The sequence below is a fragment of the Panacibacter microcysteis genome (assembly GCF_015831355.1).
Lineage (GTDB): Bacteria > Bacteroidota > Bacteroidia > Chitinophagales > Chitinophagaceae > Panacibacter > Panacibacter microcysteis.
Map to the genome: position 1 here is coordinate 477,219 of NZ_JADWYR010000002.1, position 21,347 is coordinate 498,565.

19 protein-coding genes are annotated in these 21,347 nt (G+C 43.9%); 10 read left to right on the forward strand and 9 right to left on the reverse strand.

Annotated elements, in window-relative coordinates; translation table 11 throughout:
• Window positions 1-10 precede the first annotated feature (10 nt).
• The 8 genes from I5907_RS13955 (at window position 11) to I5907_RS13990 (ending at window position 9,088) form a co-directional block, all read left to right on the forward strand.
• Window positions 11-1,243 carry a DUF5005 domain-containing protein gene (locus I5907_RS13955; protein WP_196991426.1) on the forward strand — a complete coding sequence of 411 codons (1,233 nt, stop codon included), beginning with the start codon at window positions 11-13 and terminating at the stop codon, window positions 1,241-1,243.
• Window positions 1,244-2,446: a DUF5005 domain-containing protein gene (locus tag I5907_RS13960; protein WP_196991427.1), complete on the forward strand. Its 1,203-nt coding sequence runs from the start codon at window positions 1,244-1,246 to the stop codon at window positions 2,444-2,446.
• 143 nt (window positions 2,447-2,589) lie between these two features.
• Complete coding sequence (locus I5907_RS13965; RefSeq protein WP_196991428.1) at window positions 2,590-3,636, forward strand: hypothetical protein; 1,047 nt, start codon at window positions 2,590-2,592, stop codon at window positions 3,634-3,636.
• Complete coding sequence (locus I5907_RS13970; protein WP_196991429.1) at window positions 3,626-4,378, forward strand: glucose 1-dehydrogenase; 753 nt, start codon at window positions 3,626-3,628, stop codon at window positions 4,376-4,378. Before I5907_RS13965 ends, I5907_RS13970 begins: the two co-directional genes overlap by 11 nt.
• 114 nt (window positions 4,379-4,492) lie before the next feature.
• On the forward strand, window positions 4,493-5,713 hold the full coding sequence (locus I5907_RS13975; protein WP_196991430.1) for an enolase C-terminal domain-like protein: 1,221 nt from the start codon (window positions 4,493-4,495) through the stop codon (window positions 5,711-5,713).
• A gap of 107 nt (window positions 5,714-5,820) precedes the next feature.
• The gene (locus I5907_RS13980) at window positions 5,821-6,669 is read left to right on the forward strand and encodes an SMP-30/gluconolactonase/LRE family protein (protein ID WP_196991431.1); all 849 of its coding nucleotides are present in this window, start codon (window positions 5,821-5,823) and stop codon (window positions 6,667-6,669) included.
• A gap of 188 nt (window positions 6,670-6,857) precedes the next feature.
• Window positions 6,858-7,976 carry a T9SS type A sorting domain-containing protein gene (locus tag I5907_RS13985; protein WP_196991432.1) on the forward strand — a complete coding sequence of 373 codons (1,119 nt, stop codon included), beginning with the start codon at window positions 6,858-6,860 and terminating at the stop codon, window positions 7,974-7,976.
• A gap of 47 nt (window positions 7,977-8,023) precedes the next feature.
• Entirely contained in the window at window positions 8,024-9,088 is a 1,065-nt protein-coding gene (locus I5907_RS13990; protein ID WP_346266797.1) for a Gfo/Idh/MocA family protein, read from the forward strand.
• A 173-nt stretch (window positions 9,089-9,261) separates the two neighbouring features.
• Here I5907_RS13990 and I5907_RS13995 read toward each other — a convergent pair whose 3' ends face one another.
• The gene (locus I5907_RS13995; RefSeq protein WP_196991434.1) at window positions 9,262-10,269 is read right to left on the reverse strand and encodes a Gfo/Idh/MocA family protein; all 1,008 of its coding nucleotides are present in this window, start codon (window positions 10,267-10,269) and stop codon (window positions 9,262-9,264) included.
• A gap of 480 nt (window positions 10,270-10,749) precedes the next feature.
• Between I5907_RS13995 and I5907_RS14000 the strand changes: the two genes are divergently transcribed.
• On the forward strand, window positions 10,750-12,093 hold the full coding sequence (locus tag I5907_RS14000) for a sulfatase-like hydrolase/transferase (RefSeq protein ID WP_196991435.1): 1,344 nt from the start codon (window positions 10,750-10,752) through the stop codon (window positions 12,091-12,093).
• Between the two features lie 112 nt (window positions 12,094-12,205).
• Here the strand turns inward: I5907_RS14000 and I5907_RS14005 are convergent, their stop codons facing one another.
• The 5 genes from I5907_RS14005 to I5907_RS14025 form a co-directional block, all read right to left on the reverse strand.
• On the reverse strand, window positions 12,206-12,781 hold the full coding sequence (locus I5907_RS14005) for an acyltransferase (protein ID WP_196991436.1): 576 nt from the start codon (window positions 12,779-12,781) through the stop codon (window positions 12,206-12,208).
• 50 nt (window positions 12,782-12,831) lie between these two features.
• Window positions 12,832-14,031, reverse strand: a complete 1,200-nt coding sequence (locus tag I5907_RS14010) for a glycosyltransferase (protein WP_196991437.1) — start codon at window positions 14,029-14,031, stop codon at window positions 12,832-12,834.
• A 2-nt stretch (window positions 14,032-14,033) separates the two neighbouring features.
• The gene (wecB, locus tag I5907_RS14015; RefSeq protein WP_196991438.1) at window positions 14,034-15,110 is read right to left on the reverse strand and encodes a non-hydrolyzing UDP-N-acetylglucosamine 2-epimerase; all 1,077 of its coding nucleotides are present in this window, start codon (window positions 15,108-15,110) and stop codon (window positions 14,034-14,036) included.
• A gap of 318 nt (window positions 15,111-15,428) precedes the next feature.
• A complete protein-coding gene (locus tag I5907_RS14020) occupies window positions 15,429-15,968 on the reverse strand; it encodes an ORF6N domain-containing protein (protein WP_196991439.1) in 540 nt (179 codons plus the stop codon).
• Between the two features lie 137 nt (window positions 15,969-16,105).
• On the reverse strand, window positions 16,106-17,494 hold the full coding sequence (locus tag I5907_RS14025; protein ID WP_196991440.1) for a phenylacetate--CoA ligase family protein: 1,389 nt from the start codon (window positions 17,492-17,494) through the stop codon (window positions 16,106-16,108).
• 95 nt (window positions 17,495-17,589) lie between these two features.
• Here I5907_RS14025 and I5907_RS14030 point away from each other — a divergent pair, with 95 nt between their 5' ends.
• Entirely contained in the window at window positions 17,590-17,766 is a 177-nt protein-coding gene (locus tag I5907_RS14030) for a DUF6728 family protein (protein WP_196991441.1), read from the forward strand.
• Window positions 17,767-17,799: 33 nt separating this feature from the next.
• Here I5907_RS14030 and lpxB read toward each other — a convergent pair whose 3' ends face one another.
• The 3 genes from lpxB to I5907_RS14045 form a co-directional block, all read right to left on the reverse strand.
• Complete coding sequence (gene lpxB / locus I5907_RS14035) at window positions 17,800-18,918, reverse strand: lipid-A-disaccharide synthase (protein WP_196991442.1); 1,119 nt, start codon at window positions 18,916-18,918, stop codon at window positions 17,800-17,802.
• A gap of 156 nt (window positions 18,919-19,074) precedes the next feature.
• Complete coding sequence (locus I5907_RS14040) at window positions 19,075-19,584, reverse strand: DinB family protein (protein ID WP_196991443.1); 510 nt, start codon at window positions 19,582-19,584, stop codon at window positions 19,075-19,077.
• A gap of 4 nt (window positions 19,585-19,588) precedes the next feature.
• Window positions 19,589-21,292, reverse strand: a complete 1,704-nt coding sequence (locus I5907_RS14045; protein WP_196991444.1) for a S8 family peptidase — start codon at window positions 21,290-21,292, stop codon at window positions 19,589-19,591.
• Between the last annotated feature and the right edge of the window lie 55 nt (window positions 21,293-21,347).

The window sequence follows — 21,347 nt, forward strand, 5'->3', positions numbered from 1 at the left end:
AAAAACAGTTATGATCAACTTACAGGGTACAAAGAACAATTATACGAATGCATTACTTGCTGCAGCAATCTTTTGTTGCGGAAGCTGCAATAACGCAACAGAGCAACATACAGTCAGCGAAAACCTGGACACCTTAAACTACACTGTAGAAGCGGCACCTGAATGGGATGCAATGTTCAACCGCAAACACGGCTGGTTTGGTGGCGATGGTATTTTCTCTATTCCTTTAAACGGTGTTGATACTTTCAGCAGTACAGATACCGCCACTGTCGCATTCCTCTTCAGCGATTCAATGATCGGTGATATTGAAAATGATTCGCTGCAACCCGGCTACAGCATGATCCATAATTCTGTTGCATTGCTGAAAGGCAGGCAGCCTGCAGATAGCAATATTTCCTTCGAATATGTAAAAGAGCCGGGCAACAAGCCGGGCACACTTTTTACACCCGCTATGCCACCGGCCGAAAAAGGCGACATATACTGGCTGGGAGATGGGTTTGTAAATACAGCGCTCGACAGTAGTTTGTTCATCTTTGGTTATATCATTCACAATACCACAGACAATGACTGGGGTTTTGCCGAAACCGGTAACATGCTGATAGAAATTCCAAAGAACAGCAAACCACCCTATACAAACTATACACAAACGCCAACACCGTTTTTTATAAAAGGTGCATCAGATACTGCCAGCGACCAGGGTTCTTTTGGTGCAGGCATTTTTGTAAATACCAAAGAAGCAGGTATAAGCAACGGAGATGGTTATGTGTATGTATATGGTGTGCGCGGCAAGCAGAAGAATGTAATGGCTGCCCGTGTAAAACCAGCACAGTTTAAGCAGTTTGATGAATGGACCTTCTTCGATGGTACAAACTGGGTAAAAGACATTACAAAAGCCGCAGCTATTACAGACAGTGCGTCGAATGAACTAAGCGTAACACCACTGCCGGATGGCAGGTACATCATGGTTTTTACAGTAAACGGGCTGGGTTATGATGTGGGCATAAGAGTAGGCAAATCCCCGGTAGGCCCATTTGGCAAAGTGATGAAGATCTGGAACAGCGATACGCTCAAGAGCATGTCTAAACAGATCTTTTCTTACAATGCAAAAGCGCATCCCGCTCTCTCAAAACCGGGCGAACTGCTCATCAGCTACAATGTAAATTCGTTCGATTTTCACAAAGAGATCAAACAGTTTCCTGATCTCTATCGCCCTCGTTTTATACGTTTAAAAATTGAGCCATAAATGAAATACAAGGGTTACATAACAGCGTTGTTATGCATGTTTGCGGCAATTGCCTGTAAAACAAAAGATGCTGCAGAGGCTGATAAAAAAGACGAATACAGCAAGTCGAGAATTACCACGCAGGCGGTACCCGGGTGGGCAGAAATGTTACGGCACGATAGCGGCTGGATAGGGGCAGACGGCATTTATTGTACGGCGCTCAACGGTGTTGAGAAACCCGGTGCAATGAATGATGCATCAGAAACGATGTTCTGGTTCAGCGATTGTATCATCGGCGATATCGATACCGAAGCAGACACGCTTAAAGGCAGCTGGCAGATGATGAATAATTCAGTGGCGTATTTTACCGGCGCATCACCCGATCCTGGTAAAATAAAATATTTCTGGCGCAAAGACAGTGCGGGCAACCCTTTGTCCATGTTTGAGCCAAACACACCCAATGCGCCGGAGAAAAGTTATTACTGGCTGGGCGATGGCTTTATGAATCACGCCAGAGACAGTACCATTTACATCTTCGCTTACCTTATCAGGAACATTCCCGGCGGCATTTATCCGTTTGAAGACATTGGTGTATCAATGATTGCATTACCCAAAAACAGCCGCCCGCCTTATGCCGGTCAGCAACAGAAAGAAACACCATTGTTTTTTACTGATGCAAAAGGTAAAACGGTGTTTGGTATTTGCGTGCTGCCCAATACAACAGGCGCAGGCGCACCAAAGCCCGATGGATATGTGTATGTGTATGGCGTTCGCGGCATGAACAAAGAACTGGTTGTTGCAAGGGTGCAGGATACCGCTTTCGATAACTTCAGCGAATGGCGCTTTTGGGATGGCCTTTCATGGAATACAGATATGCATGCCTGCGCAGCACTTACAGACAACATCTCCAATGAAATGAGTGTCACGTTTATGCCCGATGGCCGTGTTATAGCCGCTTACCAGCTAAAGACCGCCAATACAACTGTTGCCATCGCTGCAGGTGCCACACCATGGGGTCCGTTTCAGCCTGCAAAAAAGGTGTGGGAAACACCGGAAGCATACGACGATCTTGATTTTTACACATACAACGCCAAGGCTCATCCTAATTTATCAAAGCCGGGGGAACTGTTGATCAGTTATAACGTTAACTCCTTTGACTTTTTAGATGATATTGTAAAGCATCCGCATCATTTGCGGCCAAGATTTATTTCAGTGAAGTATTAGGAAAATGATGTGCCCGGCTGCAGTGCAGGCATGAGGCTTCCGTTGCGTCGCACACTTGTACTGCAGGAGCATTATGCAGCAGTGCGGAGATCGACCGGTCTGACGGTCCTCCGTCTGACCGGTAAGCAAAGAACAACAAACAAATGAATAAGCAGCTTCCCATACAACTACAAAATACAGTCTGCTCACTAACGGTTGATCTGTATGGTGGTGCCATTACTGATTTTCACCTGCACCATAACTTGGTCAACCCTTTGTCATTCCGGTTCAGGGAAGATGAGATGCCCGCCAACAATAAAGGTGGAGCCTGTTACCAGGGCCATTTTATCTGCGGGGGGCGCTGGGGTGCGCCTTCGGCAGGGGAGATGCTGGCAGGTTTACCCAACCATGGCGAACCGGCGAATATTGTATGGAGCCTCCGCGAACAAACCAGCCAATCGCTTGCGATGCAGGTGCATGCAGCAAAAGAAGGGCTGCAAATACACAGAACCATCAAACTGGCGCATGCATCAGCCATGATCCATGTATCCGAAACAATTCAAAACATTAATCCACTGGGCAGGTTGTACCAATATGTGCAACATGCAACCATTGCGGCACCTTTTCTTACAGCAGGTACACAGGTAAACTGCAATGCCACCAAAGGTTTTGATTACATGCATATCAATGATGCAGCCAGGCCGGTATTGCAATGGCCAGAAGTTTATGATGCCGGTGGAAACATTTTTAGTTTGCAGGAATCAGGTCATATGTACAACAGTGTGTTCTCTTTTACGGTAAGCAACAACGCTTTGTATGGCTGGCTTACCGCGTATGACCCGCATCATCGACTTCTATTGGGTTATGTATGGCCGGCAAAAGATTACCCGTGGATCAATCTATGGCAACATTATGAGGGAAATGAGCCGAAGTACCGTGGCCTTGAATTTGGCAATACTGGTCTGCATCAGCCATTTAAAGAAATAATAGCCGGCAATAAATTGGAATTGTTTGGCAAAAAAACGGTGGAATACCTCGATGCCGGAGAAAGCGTAACAAAATCATACAGTGCTTTTCTACTGCCGGTAGAAAAACATTTCAGTGGTGTGGCGGAGTTGCTTGTTGAAAACAATGGCTTATATTTAAAAGAAGCAGGTACACCAGTTAAAACATTTATCGGTACCATCAATTTTGAAAGCGTTGAAAAATAAAACAGCCATCATAACGGGTGCATCGAAGGGAATAGGCCTTGCATGTGCGCAACTGTTTTTTGCAGAAGGCGCCAATGTTGTATTGCTCGATCTTGTACCGCCATCTGTTGATGTGCATGATAAGCGATGGCTGTTCTTTGCATGCGACGTATCGAAAAGCGAAGCGGTAAAAGCAGCGGTTGAAAAAGCGCACAACACTTTTGGCAGCATTGATTACCTCGTAAACAATGCGGGCATTCAGCGGTATGGCACTGCCACAACAACCACCGAAGAAGCGTGGGATGAAGTAATGAATGTTAATCTTAAAAGCCAGTTTCTCTGCGCCAGGCATTGCATACCGTTTATGCAACAAAGCGGTAATGGCGTAATCATCAACATCAGCAGCGTGCAGGCTTTTGTCAGCCAGCACAATGTGCTGGCGTATACCACGGCCAAAACGGCGTTGCTGGGCTTAACAAGAAGTATAGCGGTCGATTATGCACCGCAGGTAAGGTGTGTTGCTGTGTGCCCCGGCACTATTGATACGCCCATGCTGAGAGAGGCCATAAACCTTTCGCCAGACCCGGCTGCAGTAATGCAGGAGTGTGTTGATATGCATCCCGCGGCACGTATTGGTACCCCGCAGGAAGTGGCAGCACTGGTAATTTTTTTGTGCAGCGATAAAGCTGGATTTATTACGGGGCAGGCCATTAGGATAGATGGTGGCCTGGGAATAACGATCGCTGGCAGTAAGCGTGATTAGCACCGCAAACCAGTGATGCCATGAAAAGATACAGTTGAACGGATTGCGACGCAACAGGCGATGCCATGAAACCTGCTGCCGGTATCATCATTTTTATAACAGGCAATAAAGTATATGAAGATCACAAACATCAGGGCCACCACCGTTGCCATGCCATTGGAGGCACCCATACGGCATTCAAACGGTTGCCACTGGGGCCGTTTTGTACGCACCATTGTGCAGGTAGAAACAGATGAAGGTATTACAGGTCTCGGTGAAATGGGCGGTGGCGGCGAATCAGCAGAGCATGCAATAACTGCATTGAATCAATACCTGGTTGGCCACGACCCCATGCAGCTTGAACAACTGTACTGGAAAGTATGTAACCCCACTGCATCATTGTACAACAACCGTACGCAGCTACATGCAGCTATTGAGTTTGCATGTATAGATATCATTGGTAAAAAGCTTGGCATACGTGCCTGCGATTTATTAGGTGGCGCTTTGCGGGAAGAAGTGCCTTTTGCATCGTATATCTTCTTTCGTTATAAAAATGAAGATACAGGTATTGGCGGCGAGGAAACTCCCGGGGCAATTGTGGCACATGCCAAAGAACTGGTAGCCAAATATGGTTTTACATCGCACAAACTGAAGGCGGGAGTTTTTCATCCAGATCATGAGATTGCAGTGTTCAAAGCTTTATCGGCAGCTTTTCCGCAACACAGGGTACGTATAGATCCCAATGCAGCATGGAGTGTGGAAGAAGCAATCAGGATAGGCAAAGCCATAGAAGATTTGCCCAACGATTACTACGAAGATCCTACGTGGGGCATGGAAGGTATGCGGCGTGTGCGGGATATGGTGCGTATACCAACATCAACAAATACTGTTGTGGTGAATTTTGAACAGCTGGCTGCATGTATACGTACCAGCGCAATTGATGTAATACTGCTCGACACAACCTTCTGGGGCGGTCTCCGCCAGGCCTGGAAAGCAAGTGTGGTGTGTGAAAAATTCCAGGTGGGTGTGGCCGTGCACAGTTCCGGCGAGTTGGGCATACAACTGGCCACCATGCTGCATCTTGGGGCTGCTATACCCAATCTTTCTTTTGCTGCAGATGCGCATTATCATCACATAACAGACGACATCATTAAGGGTGGTAAAATGCAATATGTAAACGGTGCAATAAAAGTACCGCAGGGCCATGGCCTGGGTGTTGAGCTGGACGAAGACAAACTGAAGCAATACAACGAATACTACAAGGCTGTTGGGGGTTACCGTTACGACCGCGATCCGCAAAGACCAGAATGGTTTAGCGTGTTACCGGAACGCAATTGGGCGAAGCCTTTGCAATAATTTTTTTTGAGCCAGGCTACAATGCAGGCATTGAGCTGTTGTTGCGTCGCACACTTGTACTGCATCACCAGTGGCAGCACGATGCTAAAGAAACTAAAATTGTTTATATGAAGATCGCGATAAAGGGTGTACAGGTTTTTGCAGATGGTCTCGATCATCCTGAATGTGTGGCCGTGCACCCTGATGGCTCCGTGTGGGCGGGTGGTGAAGCGGGGCAGATCTATAAAATATCGAAAGATGGTACCAGTATAACAACAGTTGCCAACACCGGTGGCTTTGTCCTGGGCATAGCCTTTGCGCCCGACTGTAGCTGGCTTGCTGTATGTGATTTAAAACACAAGTGTGTATGGAAGCTCGATCTTTCAACGATGCAGCTTGAAAAGTTTGCACAAGGTGCTGCGGGCATCAGCTTCAACATTCCAAACTATCCTGTCTTCGATAAATCCGGCAACCTGTATGTGTCAGAAAGCGGCGCATTCAGGGAAGTATCGGGAAAGATTTTTCGTTTCAGTGCAAATGGCTATGGCAATGTCTGGCACCACGGGCCATTCAATTTTGCCAATGGCATGGCACTTTCGCCGGGTGAAACATGTTTGTATGTAGTATGTACCTGGCTGCCGGGTATAGAAAGGATCGCTGTAAATCCCGATGGTACGGCCGGCGAAAGAACAGTGGTGGTAACCATTCCTGGAACATGCCCTGATGGCATAGCATTCGATAAAGCAGGCAACTTGTACATATCCTGCTACGCGCCTAATACAATATACCGTTATACAACCGATGGGATATTGGAAACGTTTGTACACGACTGGGAGGCGCACACACTTTCCAATCCTACCAACATCGCATTCGATGGAAACGTGCTGTACAGTGCAAACCTGGGTCGCTGGCACATTAGTAAAATGATGGCGGATATAGATGGTTTACCACTTGCCGCGAATAATATTGATCAATAAAAACTACACATGCATAAAAAATCAGCTACAGTTAACAGTACTTAGCAGTTGATACAGCAATGTTGTGATGCACAAAAAAATATGCATTCGCTTCACTGCTATTCACGCATTTTTGTTTTAGCTTTAGAGAGCCATAACAAGGTACCCGACAAGTCTCTCACATTATCTAACGAATCAATAATTGAATCATGAAAAAAGTTTTACTATTATCCCTCCTTATTGTTGCATGCAATCATATTTATGCTTTTACAACACAGGGCGACTGGCGCTGGAGAAAAGACGATGGCTCCGAAACAGCAGCAACATGGCTGGCCGATGAAAACACTGAAATTGAAGTTTCAAACATGGGCGAAAATCTGCGTTTGCGTATTAATTTATTTTATGAAGTAGGTGGGTTTTTAGATGATGCAGTTATTGAATATTCCACTGATACTGCAAACTGGATTCAGATTAATACTACTGCAACTACTGAGGCATTTATTCTTGCAGGCTCAAGCCCTTATGTAACAGATCTGGAGGCTACTACAAAGCAGCTTACCGGTGAGGGCTTAGAATTCTACCCCGGTAAGATAATTGTGTCTTCAGAAAAGCTGCCATCGTTTTCATTGGGCAGAGGGGAAGAAACTGAATTTGAATATTGCATAAAACCAACTGCTAACCTTCTGCCTTCCACTACTTATTTTTTTCGTATAAATGCTGCAGAATACCAGGAAGATGTGCCTTTTCCTTCTTTGAAAACCGCCGCCACACTACCAATTCAGCTTTCCGATTTCTCCGTTAAACCAGATGGTAAACAGGTGAAAATACAATGGTCAACAGCCTTTGAGCAAAACAACGACCGCTTCGAAATTGAGCGCAGCACGGATGCCAAAAACTGGAAAACAGTTGCCACAGTAAAAGGCAGCGGTACCACCAGTATTAAACATACATACAGTGCTGTTGATCAGCTACCCGTAAAAGGCCTTAATTACTATCGCATCAAACAATACGATCTCGATGGAAAATCAACAACGTCTGAGTTCAGATCGCTTAAGATGTTTATGGAGAACGTACAGTCAGCCGTGTCTGTGTTCCCCAATCCGGCAAAATCAACCATCAACTTTATGTTGCACGATTTTGCAGGTAAAAATGTTGTAGCTACCCTTATCAACAACAGTGGTAGGGTAGTGCATACTGAAACAATCAAGGATATTCAGCCTGATGTAAGATATACCTTGCAAACAAGGCAGCAGCCTGCACCTGGCATGTATGTATTACAATTAAAAGGTGATGGCCTTGCTAAATCAATTAAGGTGATCGTACAATAAAATACCTGATCTGTACAAATAAAGAACCTGCGCAGCAGGTTCTTTTTATTTACAATACACAGCAGAAACAATATCCATCTTATCTTTCCAAAAAAATGCACATGCCGTTAACGGACTTTAGATTTGGTATCATTGGTTGTGGCAGAATTGCTGAAAGACATGCGGCACAGATCGTTCGTTTTGGCAGGTTGGTAGCAGTATGCGATATTATTGCCACCAGCGCGGATACGTTAGCAAAAAAATACAACGCACATGCATGCTATACAACGGCCTCACTGCTGTTGCAGCAGCTTGATATTGTTGTTGTATGTACACCCAATGGCCTGCATGCCATACATACCATAGAAGCACTGAATGCGGGTTTTCATGTGCTGTGCGAAAAGCCGATGGCCATTCAGTTTGCCGATTGCACGAAAATGATGGCAACAGCAGAGCTGAATAAAAAACAGTTGTTTATTGTAAAGCAAAACCGCTTCAACCCACCGGTACAGGCAGTCAAAGCATTGATTGATGAACATAAACTTGGCAGGATATACAGCGTGCAACTTAACTGCTACTGGAACCGTGATGCCAGTTATTACAAAAACTCCTGGAAGGGAACAAAGCAATACGATGGTGGCACGTTATATACACAGTTCTCGCACTTTATAGACCTGCTTTATTGGTTTTTTGGCAATGTAAAAAATGCGCAGGCTATATTGTCAAACATTGCTCACCCTGTTATCATCGAGTTTGAAGATACCGGCATAGTAAACCTTGAATTTGAAAATGGAATACTGGGCGGCATACATTACACCGTAAACAGCTACCGTAAAAACATGGAAGGTTCACTGACCATTTTTGCGGAAAAGGGTACCATAAAGATCGGAGGAGAATACCTGAACGAACTCGAATACCAGCTTATAGAAAATTATGTCATAAACGATTTGCCCCAGGGTAGTCCTGCCAACAATTACGGCAATTACACCGGCTCTATGAGTAACCACGATAAAGTTTATGAAAACATGATTGATGTACTGCTGCATGGTGCTCCCGCCTATGCTAACGCATATGACGGTTTAAAAACGGTGGAGATCATCGGGCGCATTTACAAAGAAGCACGGTACATATAATTACTGCATAAAATTCTTTTCGGTATCAGCGATGGTTCTCCGTGGCATCGCCTGTTGTGTCACTCACTTGTACGTTCCGTTTTTATGGCTACTGCAGCGATCCGCAATACGCTTCCCATCCTTTTCACGCAGCGCCGCAGGACCGGTAAAAAACACTACCGCTTTATTGGTGCCTATCTTTTACCCGCCGCATAAATGCGCTCGATTATATCCACCACCTTCAGGCCTTCCAATGCATTGGTGGTAATCGTTGAACGTGAACGGATCACATCAATCACGTTTTGGATAATGTAATTATGATTGGCTGCAGAGCCCTTGTAAGCCCCGTAATCATTACCGGGGTTTGTAGGCGCCAGTTCAGGCATGGTATAATCTTTAATGTGGCAGTATTCCACCTTATCCATATACTGACCGCCGATTTTTACACTGCCATGCTCTGCAACAATCGTAATACTGCTCTCCATATTTTTATCCCATACAGAAGTAGAGAAATTAATGGAACCCATACCACCGCTGCACAGATCAAATGTAACTACACCGCTGTCTTCAAATGCGGTAAGCGACCGGTGATTGAACGAGTGCAGCCTTGATTGTATGTTTTCTATATCTCCAAAAAGCCAGTATAAAATATCGATGAAGTGTGAGAATTGTGTAAAGAGTGTGCCACCATCCTGGTCTTTTGTTCCATGCCATGTATCGCCTTTGTAGTAACGTTCGTCCCGGTTCCAGTAGCAATTTAGCTGCACCATGTAAACATTCCCCAGCTTGCCGCTTTCTATCAGTTCTTTTATCCATACTGAAGGCGGTGAATAGCGGTTTTGCATAACGGCAAAAACGTGTTTGTGCGCATGCAGGGCTTTAAAAATAATTTTCTCTGCATCTGCCTTGTTAAGCGCAATGGGCTTTTCAATAACAACATGTTTGTTGCTGTTAAGCGTTTGCAGCGCAAGCGCAGCGTGTGTGCCATTTGGCGTGGCAATGTTGATTACATCGGTATGTATACCCGATTGCAAAAAACTTTCAAGTGTTGAAAAGAATGGAACACTATATTGGTCGATTTTTAGAACCTGTTTATCTTTTGTGTCTATCAATGCTACGAGCTCAGCTTCGGCATTTCGGGTAATCATTTCTGCATGACGTTTGCCAATATGCCCGCAACCAACTACTGCAAATTTTATCATGGGTAATTTTATTTTCTTTATATTATGTCAAAAGTATGATATATATGTTAAGTATTGTAAGTGAATGCAATAGGATTATGCAGAACTAGTCTCAGAAAAAAGATGCTCTTTTGATAAAAAATATTCTTAATAAATATTACTTTTAATTTCCAATTTTTTCAACATCAAAGAATAACCGTTAGAAACTGTCTACTACATGATCATATGTCAATTGCACTGATACCCGACTTATCGAATAAATTTTACTGGCATTAGTTTAAAACTTTTTTCAAACCTTAACTTAAAAAATTTTTATGAATAAGCGCCATCATATTGAGACTTAAGTCATTGAAAGACTTGTGTACCGTTATCAATTTTAAACCTTAATCTTTCTTCAGCTAACTCAACCATACGGATTTTTAAGGCCTGTATATGGTCTGTATACTTGCATATCCCTCATTCAGCAAACCGACATTCACTTACTGTCAAAACTAAACCGTTATGAAAAAAATCGCTATTTTTTACTGCCTTATATTAATAGGCTGTGAAAAAGTTTTCAACGAAAACATTACTTCAGTCACAAATACCGCAGTCGGAATGGTATCAAATAAGCCTAACGTCATCATTATACTTGCGGATGACATTGGGTACGAGATACCAACCTATACGGGAGGACAAAGTTATTCTACACCCAATATAGACTTTATAGCTAGAAATGGAATCCAGTTTTGTGAAATGAGGGCTACACCATTGTGTTCACCGTCAAGGGTGCAGTTATTGACAGGTAAGTACAACTTTAGAAACTACGATAACTGGGGTAAAATTAATCCCGATAATTACACTGTAGCCGATCTTATGAAGAGCGCAGGATACAATACATGCATTACCGGCAAATGGCAACTTGGTGGAGCGGATACAAGTATTGTCGGCTGTGGATTCGACAAATATCTTGTATGGGATCCTTATACGGCTGGTTCTGGTTTAGGCAGAGGCTTTCAGTATAGAAACCCTACACTTTATGAGAATGGCATCTTATCTACCTATACCCATGACGAGTATGGTGAGGATATCATTCGGAACTACATGTTTAATTTTATTGACAGCATTAATTCAATCAAGAAAAACTTTTTCTGTTTCTGGACTCCAAATTTAGGGCATGATCCACATTTGCCTACTCCGGATGACCCGGATTACCTCACCGTTGCGCCCGTTAGAGCCAATTCTGACCTCAAGTATTATCCCTCTATGATAAAATATCTTGACAAAGAAATTGGAATGTTGGTAAATCATCTCGAAAGTATTGGTGCAACAAATACCTACATAATTTTTCTTGGTGACAATGGGACACCACAAGGCATAAGATCAAATTGGCGGGGCAGAACTGTAAATGGAGGAAAAAATACAGCACTGGATCATTGGGGTACCCATGTGCCAATGGTTGTGTATAAAAAAGGGATAATTCCACGCATTGATTCTACTTTAGTGGATCTCACAGACGTTATGGCAACGCTGGCTGAAGCTACCGGACAGCAGCTACCAACTAATGATGAATTTGATGGGCAATCTTTTTGGGATCAAATTAGAGGAGTTAGTAACCCATCTCCAAGGCTTTGGTCTTTCACATATTTTTATCCTCAACCAATAACACAGCCCACAAACTTGACCAGGTGGGTGGAGGATAAACAATTTAAGTTATACGACAGTTCTTTTGCACCAAGTAAGAAAAATAACATGTATAGGATTTATACAGATAGCGTGGAAAGGTTTCCGCTTAAATTAATCTACCCGGAAACACAGGCAAAATACGATTACTTTAAGCACATTCTTGATTCATTACACAATTAGCTTTTAATCACATATGATCTATTATTGTCCAGGTTATTGATAATCGGAAGTACAAGAGTGCGACGCAACCAAAGCCTTATAGCAGTAATGCAGCCGGCCACCAAAATAAACACTACAGTTTATTAACGACACCGTTCTTTAATACATACTGCCCGCCGCTTTCTTTGCAGGTGGCCATGCCATGCTCATCGAAAGAAAGCTTATGACCATACTCGCTCATCCACCCCGTTTGTTTGGAAGGATTGCCTACCACCAGTGCATAGGGTTTTACATCTTTTGTTACCACCGCACCGGCACCAACAAAAGCATATGCTCCTATATCGTGACCGCAAACGATGGTTGCATTTGCACCGATAGATGCGCCTTTGCCTACGTGTGTTTTCAGGTATTCATGCTTGCGCACAATGGCACTGCGCGGATTGATGACATTGGTAAATACACATGAGGGCCCGAGGAAAACATCATCAGCACATGTTACACCCGTATAAAGCGAGACATTGTTTTGCACCTTTACATTATTGCCCAGCACAACGCCCGGCGAGATCACTACATTCTGGCCAATATTGCATTGCTCACCAATGACTGCATCTTTCATAATGTGCGAAAAATGCCAGATGCGGGTACCGTTGCCTATTGTTGCCCCTTCATCTATTACCGCGGTTGGGTGAGCGTAAAAATCTGAAGCCATAATAAGATTTTATAAAAAAGTACAAGCAAACCTTTGTGTGTAGTATAAAGTTACAATGACTGTAACTGCTGCCAGAATGCTTCGGCAATTTTTTCTCTTCTGAAATAATTGTTTACGTAAGCTTGCCCGTTGGCGCCCAGTACCGCTGCCATGGAACGATCGTTATACAGTTGCATAATGGAGGCTGACAGTTCTTGGGCATTTTCCGGTTCAAAAGCCAGGCCGCCTTTGGCCTCATCAATAAACAATTCTTTTGCTTCGCCCTCTACGCCAAGCAGTATTGGTTTACCAATACCCAGGGGTTCAAACAACTTGGATGGAATAGCGCCTTTGAAGAGATCCAGTTTGCGCAATGGCACAATATAGGCATCGCAGTTGTGCAGCCATTCCATAACTTTCTCTGAAGGCTGGTTGTTGACAAACGTGATATTGTTGAGTTGCAGTTTATCGCGCAATTCGAGCAAAGATGCTTTTACGGGGCCATCGCCGATAATAGTAAAATGGATATCGCTTTGCTGTTTCAGTTTTGCTGCTGCATGTAAAATAACTTCGAGGCCTTGCGCATGGCCAATAATGCCGGCATACAGTAAAGAAAACCCGCCGTTACTTTTTGTTGTTGTACCATTGTTTTGCAACCTGTGCAGATCTACACCATTGGGGAACCAAAAAAGTTTTTTTTGTGGCTGCATTGCGGCAATGGCAGCAACAATACCTTTTGTTTGCCCGCTTATAAGGTCTGCATTTTTATAGATCCAGTTGGCCAGTTTATAAGAGCGGTTAATGACAAATTTGTTTTTGATGATGCCCATTTTTTCTGCGCTCTCCGGCCACAGGTCAGACACATTAAACACCAGTTTGCATTTCCATTTGCGTTTGAGTAAAACCGCGGTAATGCCCAGAAAAAGGGGAGGAGACTCGCAGATGATGACATCTGCCGGCTGCAGCCTTTTTGCCGCGCTGTAATAAGAGCTGACACAAAAAGAGAAGTAGTTCGTTAATCTTCTCGTTATACCCGTCTTTTTGCTCACATAAATAGAAGACCGGTATACCGGGATATTGGCAATGGTTTCGTGGTAATATTTTTTGCCTTTGTACCCATCAAATATTTCGCTTTTAGGATAGCTTGGCATTGCAGTAAGTACCTCAACCTGGTTGCCAAATGCGGCTAAATAACCGGCAAGGCTCGATAACCTGTTTTGAGGTGCGCCGGTTTCCGGCGGGTAGTATTGTGTAAGTATTAGAATGCGCACTGTCAGTTCAAATATTTTTCCAGGATGTTGGCAATGTTTTCTCCGGCTTTTCCATCACCGTACAATGCAGCTTCGCCGGTAAAGCTGCCGGTTAAAAATTCATTCGCCTGTGTTAGTATGTGCCGTGTATCGCTGCCCGCAATTGTTGCAAAGCCATGCTCCACCAGTTCTTTCCATTCAGTCTGTTCCCGCATAATAACGCAGAATTTTTTAAAGAAGTATGCTTCTTTCTGCAAACCACCACTGTCTGTTATCACTAATACACAATGATGCAGCAGTTGCAGCATATCAAAATACCCTACCGGATCAATAATAGTAAAAGCAGGTTTTATATCGAGCTGGTTAATCAATTTGGCTGTTCGCGGATGCAGTGGCACAACCACTTCCGTTGTTTTGTGCAGTTCATTCAGCGCTGTAACGATTGCCGCAAGGTGTGCTATGTTGTTGGTATTTTCTGCACGGTGTATGGTAGCAAGTATAAATGCGCCGGGTTTCAGTTGCAGCTGTTCGATGATCCTGGGTGCAGACCTTTCAAAGTAAAACTGTGCAGCGTCATACATTACATCTCCCGTGAGGTGGATGTTATAAAAAGCTTGCGTAAAACCTTCAGCATGTAAATTGTTTACTGCGGTTTGTGTGGGGCAGAATAGCAGGTTACTTACTTTGTCGGTAACAATGCGGTTGATTTCTTCGGGCATCTGCATATTGAAACTTCTCAGGCCCGCTTCCACATGCGCAACAGGAATATGCAGTTTTGAAGCCGCAAGCGCCGCGGCCATGGTGCTGTTGGTATCGCCATACACCAGCACAGTTGCGGGTTTCTCATCGAGCAATATTTGCTCTATGCCCATCATCATTTTGCCCGTCATCATGCCATGCAGCGATTCTTTGATCTCCAGGTTGTATGCAGGCTTTGGTATTTGCATTTCCTCGAAAAAAATATCACTCATGTTGGTATCGTAGTGCTGACCGGTGTGCACAATCAGTTCATGCATATTGCTGTGTTGCTGTAACGCTCTTGAAACAACGGCGGCTTTAACAAACTGTGGCCTGGCACCCACAACAGTAATGATCTTCATGCAAATGGTTTTCCTGATAAGCGTTTTGGTTTCTTTTGATGCGCCAAATTAGGGGCTTTCCATCAAATATAACTTAAATCAACATGAATATTTAGCTGGTTATAATGCGGGAAGATTTTTATAAAGCCGGCAGTAGTATTTCATGGCATCGCCTGTTGTGTCACTCACTTGTACGTTCGGTTCATTTGAAAAGTAGTAAGTTGTTCCGACACTTCTCCCGGAGACTCATTATTATCAGGGGTTAAGGCTTAACATGACAAAGGAACAGTTTAAGCACAAAGAAAAGAGCCTTTCAGGTTCATAGCTCTGGATTAACATTTAGTCGTACATTTTAAATCCTATTTTGTTTCTGGGTGGTGTTGGCTTGCTTTGTTTTTCTATTAACTCCTTCAATACCATAAAAATATTTTCAATGTCTTTACTATTGCCCCTTACTTCCTTTTCAAGTTTCGATAATTGTAGCAGAATTTCTTTATGGGTAAGTGCATATTCACGAAGTTTTGTAAATACTCTTATAATCCTGATGTTTACCTCTATTGCAACCTCACTGTGTAGAATACTTGATAACATGGCTACTCCTTGTTCTGTAAAAGCATTTGGCAATTTGCGCCTGCCTCCCCAGCTTGATGTCGCATTCTGCGACTTCAAGTTGTCATACTCCTTCTGCGTAAGCATAAACATAAAGTCTTTGGGAAACCTGCTTATATTGCGTTTTACCTGCTCATTTAAACGTCTTGTTTCAACTTTATACATTTCTGCCAAATCTTCGTCTATCATTATTTTTTGTCCGCGAACAACATAAATTCTATTCAGTATTTTTTGTTCTGCAACCAATGCGTGTAATTCTTTCTTTGCCATCACATTCGTTTAGGGATTAATAAATATAAGTTTGATATAAAAATTTGTAGTGAAGATATTCGTACAAAATTACTAACGAAAGGAAGTCGCGGTCATGCTGCAACCAAAGTCCGATAGCAGCAATGCAGGCGGGCTCATCATTTCTTTAGTTTAGAAACAACTGCCTTAAACTTACCATTGGCCGTAAGCGGTATAGCAGCAACTTCTTCTATGGTCACTGTCATGTCACCAAGCTGGCTCATGATGCGTTGTTTTATCATTTCTTTTTCCGTTGTATCAGCTTTGCCTTCTGTAACAATTTTTACATGTATGGTATCTGTCGTTTCCTGTATTACCTGCGCCTGCTTCACGTTACGCAGGTTGTTGAATACACTATGAAAGCGTACCATTTGCCTGCCGTCTTTGCCTACAATGACATCTTCCACACGGCCGAGTATTTCCTGCACTACGGGCATGTGCCTTCCGCAGGAGCATTGTTTGTCAGCCAGTATAATTTTATCACCAATATTGTAGCGGATCAATGGCTGATCATAGTTTAAAAAGCCTGTGCAATAAACGGTGCCTGCTATACCGGCCGGTACCGGTTGCATACGGTCATCCAGCACTTCGAGCAAACCCGCATCAGGACTGATGTGCAGGCTGCCTTGTTCACATTCGGTAATAAGTCCGCAGGCTTCCACACCGCTCCAGCCGTCAAATGTTTTACAGTGGTAAACATCTGTAAACACCTGGCGCATTTCCGGTGTAAGTTTTTCGCTTGAGGTAATGACTGCTTTCAACTGCGGTGCCTCAATATTCAATTCTTTAAAGAAACGGGCCAGGAAAAAGTTGCTCATGGCATAACCCGTCATGTATTGCACGCCATATTTTCGAATGCCCTGTAAATAATTATTTGCGTTTTCCTTACTGATGTGGTATGCAGAAAAGTACACCTGTTTTTCAAAGAAGTTGTAACGATAAAATGGTGGTTTGTTTGCCGCATCTGCCAGTACCCTTCTGCCACCAATCATGCCACGTGGTTCAAAGCTGGTAACACCAGCCCAGTTACGAACCCTCGCTTCAAAAATGGCCATCCAGCGCTGGTGCATGGCGTGCGAAAATAATATTTGTGTAGGCGTGCCGGTGCTGCCGCTGCTGGCAAAAAAATCACCGTTCTTTTCCCTGGTGGCTGCCAGCAGAGTAGTGGTGCCATACCTGCGCAACAACTCTTTTGAAAGCACGGGCAACCGGTCAATATCGGCAGTGGTTATCTTTTTAAGAGCGGCCGCATCTATACCGGCGGCAGAGAAGCTTTCTTTATAAAACGGAACATGCGCAAAGGCTTGCCTCAATATTTGTTGCAATTGTTGCTGCTGGTACTCCTGCCATTGCAGTGCAGTAAAATTTTCCCTTTCTTTTGCGGCTTTATACGTTTGCGGAAACACCCCGCCAAACCTGCGCTTTTTCCATTGCAGGCCGTAAGCAGATACGAGTATATGCTGCATCCATACGGGACTATTGTTGTATATGTTGGTGGAAAGACTCACATGTAGTTGGTTGCACCAAAAATAAGCATCTGCAGGTTAAAACGATTACCGAACCAAATTGGCTGCAGCTTGTTATTTTTGTATAAATCTTTTCTATGGGCATCTGGCAGCAATTAATGGAATACCTCTACATCAAAAAACGTGACCCTAATGAGCCACGCACACAATGGATGAAATACATGCATGGCATGAACCGTATATCTCTGCTCATGTTCCTGTTTGCATTGCTCGTAATGCTTATAAAATTTGTGATTGTTCCGCTGTTAAAATGAACAAAGAAAGGGTATAGTTTTAAGCTGCCCGGCTTACTTTGTTTTTACAAAGTAATATATGCATTCCGCCGCCTTTGCTGAAGCGTTGCCGCCCTGGCTGAGCAATTGTTTAAGTGCAGCGTAATCCTTTTTTATCGCGTTGATTCTTTCTTCGTTCTCAAGGAGAAGCGTTAGTTCTGCCGACAGGTTTTGCACCGTTAGTTCGTTTTGAATAAGCTCTGTTACTACAAGCTTATCCATAATAAGGTTTACCAATGAAATATACCTGATCTTTATCAGCCTTTTGGCAATCTGGTAACTGATGTTGTTTCCCTTGTAACAGACAACTTCGGGTACGCCAAAAAGCGCTGTCTCAAGCGTAGCAGTACCACTGGTAACCAATGCCGCAGCAGATGCAAGCAACAATTTGTAGGTTTCATTCCTTACGCTGCTTACATTACTGTAAGGCTGTAGCAGTGGCTCATAAAAACTATCTTCCTGGCCGGGAGCTTTTGCCACCACAAATTCATATTCCGGAAAACGGCCCGCCACTTCGAGCATAATGGGCAGTTTCTTTAGTATCTCCTGCTTGCGGCTGCCGGGCAATAAAGCAACCACGGGTTTTCTTTTTTGAATGCTGCCTGCCGACTGCTGTTTTTTAATGAATGAATCAACAACTTCCACCAGCGGATGGCCAACATAAATCACTTCCCAGTTCCACCTGTTTTTGTAATAGTCTTTTTCAAAAGGAAGAATGACCAGCATTTGATCAATATACTGCTTCATCTTTTTTACGCGGCCTTCTTTCCACGCCCATACCTGCGGTGAGATATAGAATACTATTTTGAAGCCTTTGCCTTTTGCCCACTCTGCAATGCGGAGATTAAAACCGGGGTAATCAATCAATACCAATACATCTGGCTGAAAAGCTGCGATATCTGCTTTACAAAATTTGAGGTTGTTTAAAATAGTGCGCAGGTTCATGACTACTTCTGCAAAACCCATAAACGCCAGTTCGCGGTAATGTTTGATGAGTGTTGCGCCTGCGGCCTGCATGAGATCTCCACCCCAGCAATGAATGGTTGCGCCTGCATCGAGTTTCTTTAATTCTTTTATGAGATTACTGCCATGTAGATCGCCACTTGCTTCGCCTGCTATGATGTAATATTTCATTGATGCCTGTGTAGGTAAAAGAGGCCACAAAATACAACTAGTTTGTGGAATGCATGCGCTGGTACACCCGGAGCCCGGAGCTGCATAAAGAACCGAACGTACAAGTGAGTGACACAACAGGCGATGATAGCAGTTCAACTGCCCGTTACCAAAAAATTATACATAACGCGCTGCGAGGATGGCTTTGTGGTGCAGCAGATGACCATAGGTAATAAAACACAGCGCATTTACAGTAATATTTTTGTTGCCTGATGTGCCTGCTTCTGCAAGTTGTGCTTCTGTAAAGCTTTCGAACAACAGGTCTGTTGCCTTGCGCACGGCAACAAACTCATTTTTTAATGATTGCATACTGCGGTTATCGTGCCCGTCATGATCAGCATAACTGTTTTCATCGAAACCCGGCAATGGCGTTTTGTCTTTTCGCGCTATACACACGGCGCGGTAAGCAAAAATTCTTTCGGCATCAATTACATGTTGCAATACCTGCTTAATCGTCCACTTATTATCTGCATAGGCAAAGTCTGCTTTTTCGTCGGGGAGTGACAGGTAAAAATCATTTAGCTCCTGCGCATGCCGTTGCATAATTGCTGCAACAGAATCGCCCTGTGTATGATTGATGTACCCATGAAAAAATGTTGCTGCATCCTGCGGTGCCGGTCGTGCCATTGTACTAGTTTTTACCTTCTCTGGGATTTACAAAAACGGGTTGCTTTTCCTTTTTGGTCTGTTTTGTTTTGTTGTCTGCAGGCGGCGCAGCCTTTAGTGTACCGGCAATTTCTACAGCCGTGTACGCATTTACAAAACCACCTGTTTGAGAGAGCTCATTAAGGGTGGTGGTACTGTCAGAACCCGGAACATTTACGGTAATTGTATTATTGGCTTGTGCAGATTTATCGATGGCATATTTTACCTGGCTGGCTGACAATTGCGGGTAATAAGACCTGATGATAGATGCAATACCTGTAACCACCGGTGCGGCCATACTGGTGCCATTTAAAAACCCATATGTATTACCGCCGGGTAACGTTGAATAGATCTTTACACCCGGAGCAAACACATCTACTGTTTCTTTGCCATAGTTGCTAAAGTCGGCAACCAGCTTTCCCGCTGCCACATGTGCATCTCCGCTGGCGCCCACCGTTATAAAGTTGGTGGCTTTGGTGTTAAACGTAATCAGGTTTGGGTTGGGAAAATTATCTGTTTTATCTACGTTGTGCGATTCGTTGCCTGCCGCATGTACGATCAGCACATCTTTGGCCTGGGCATATTTAATGGCTTCATCAACCCATTTCTTTTCCGGAGAAAAACTTTTGCCAAAACTCATGTTGATCACTTTTGCACCATTATCAACCGCGTAAACAATGGCGAGGGCTACGTCCTTATCATATTCATCACCGTCTGGCACAGCGCGTATCATCATGATCTTTACATTATCGGCCACACCATCCATACCAATGTTATTGTTGCGCTGAGCGGCAATTATGCCGGATACATGGGTGCCATGCATGGCATCAGGGCCCATGATATCGTTATTGCCGTAATACTTATCGCTTATCTCATAGTAATTGTCTTTCACGGTTTGAGCACGGTAATCAGGTGGTGCCACTTCTTTGGCATCGATGGAAGATTTTTTACCGCTTACATATTCGTCCAGGTCATGTATCAGATCCTGGTTTGTCTGATCTTCTTCTACGTTCAGCATTTTAAGGCAGGTAATAAAGCCCATCTTAGCCTGTTTGCCTTTGGGTGTAGGCGGTTCAAACTTTTCCAGTTCATCCCGGGTGTAAGCTTCCTTACCCATTTCTACACGTAAAACAGCGTCGTTTTTTTTCAGCGATTTTGCCAGCACCCCCAGCATCATTACCTGCATTTTTTCATCCGGGTCTACATTCATCTGCTGAGCGGCCTTCTGCCATTCGCGGTATTGCCACTTTTCGTCTGTGGTAAGTTGCGTGGTATCTATCTGCCTGCCATCAAACTTTTCTTTAAAACGGTAGTACACACGCGTTCTTTCATCCACATCTTTTTTCAGGTTGCTGCCGTCTTTGTTTCCCAGGAAGTTCCAGCCATGTACATCATCAACGTAACCATTACCGTCATCATCTTTGCCATTGCCCGGTATTTCTCCCGTGTTTGTCCACAATATACCTTTCAGGTCTTCGTGTGTGGTGTCAATTCCTGAATCTATTACCGCAACAATAACCGGTGTTGCTTTTTTGCTCTTCAGCAAATCATATGTTTTGTTGAGGCTGATACCATTAAATGTATCGGTTTGTGGGTCAAGCAAGTGCCAGCCTTTTACATTGGCCTGGCCACTGGTAATTTGCGATGCCAACAGAAGAGTGCATCCTAAAAAGAGTTTCAGTCGCTGCATAATCGTTTTTTCTTATGTGCAAACAATTCCGTTTTGTACGGCTGTCTGATGTGTT

What these genes read in the sequence shown, in the direction of transcription:
- lpxB (WP_196991442.1), bottom strand. Translation starts at nt 18,918, where the DNA reads ATGAAATATTACATCATAGCAGGCGAAGCAAGTGGCGATCTACATGGC.
- I5907_RS14005 (WP_196991436.1), bottom strand. Translation starts at nt 12,781, where the DNA reads ATGGCTTCAGATTTTTACGCTCACCCAACCGCGGTAATAGATGAAGGG.
- I5907_RS13995 (WP_196991434.1), bottom strand. Translation starts at nt 10,269, where the DNA reads ATGATAAAATTTGCAGTAGTTGGTTGCGGGCATATTGGCAAACGTCAT.
- I5907_RS13960 (WP_196991427.1), top strand. Translation starts at nt 1,244, where the DNA reads ATGAAATACAAGGGTTACATAACAGCGTTGTTATGCATGTTTGCGGCA.
- I5907_RS14030 (WP_196991441.1), top strand. Translation starts at nt 17,590, where the DNA reads ATGGGCATCTGGCAGCAATTAATGGAATACCTCTACATCAAAAAACGT.
- I5907_RS13955 (WP_196991426.1), top strand. Translation starts at nt 11, where the DNA reads ATGATCAACTTACAGGGTACAAAGAACAATTATACGAATGCATTACTT.
- I5907_RS14020 (WP_196991439.1), bottom strand. Translation starts at nt 15,968, where the DNA reads ATGGCAAAGAAAGAATTACACGCATTGGTTGCAGAACAAAAAATACTG.
- I5907_RS13975 (WP_196991430.1), top strand. Translation starts at nt 4,493, where the DNA reads ATGAAGATCACAAACATCAGGGCCACCACCGTTGCCATGCCATTGGAG.
- wecB (WP_196991438.1), bottom strand. Translation starts at nt 15,110, where the DNA reads ATGAAGATCATTACTGTTGTGGGTGCCAGGCCACAGTTTGTTAAAGCC.
- I5907_RS13985 (WP_196991432.1), top strand. Translation starts at nt 6,858, where the DNA reads ATGAAAAAAGTTTTACTATTATCCCTCCTTATTGTTGCATGCAATCAT.
- I5907_RS13980 (WP_196991431.1), top strand. Translation starts at nt 5,821, where the DNA reads ATGAAGATCGCGATAAAGGGTGTACAGGTTTTTGCAGATGGTCTCGAT.
- I5907_RS14040 (WP_196991443.1), bottom strand. Translation starts at nt 19,584, where the DNA reads ATGGCACGACCGGCACCGCAGGATGCAGCAACATTTTTTCATGGGTAC.
- I5907_RS14000 (WP_196991435.1), top strand. Translation starts at nt 10,750, where the DNA reads ATGAAAAAAATCGCTATTTTTTACTGCCTTATATTAATAGGCTGTGAA.
- I5907_RS14045 (WP_196991444.1), bottom strand. Translation starts at nt 21,292, where the DNA reads ATGCAGCGACTGAAACTCTTTTTAGGATGCACTCTTCTGTTGGCATCG.
- I5907_RS13965 (WP_196991428.1), top strand. Translation starts at nt 2,590, where the DNA reads ATGAATAAGCAGCTTCCCATACAACTACAAAATACAGTCTGCTCACTA.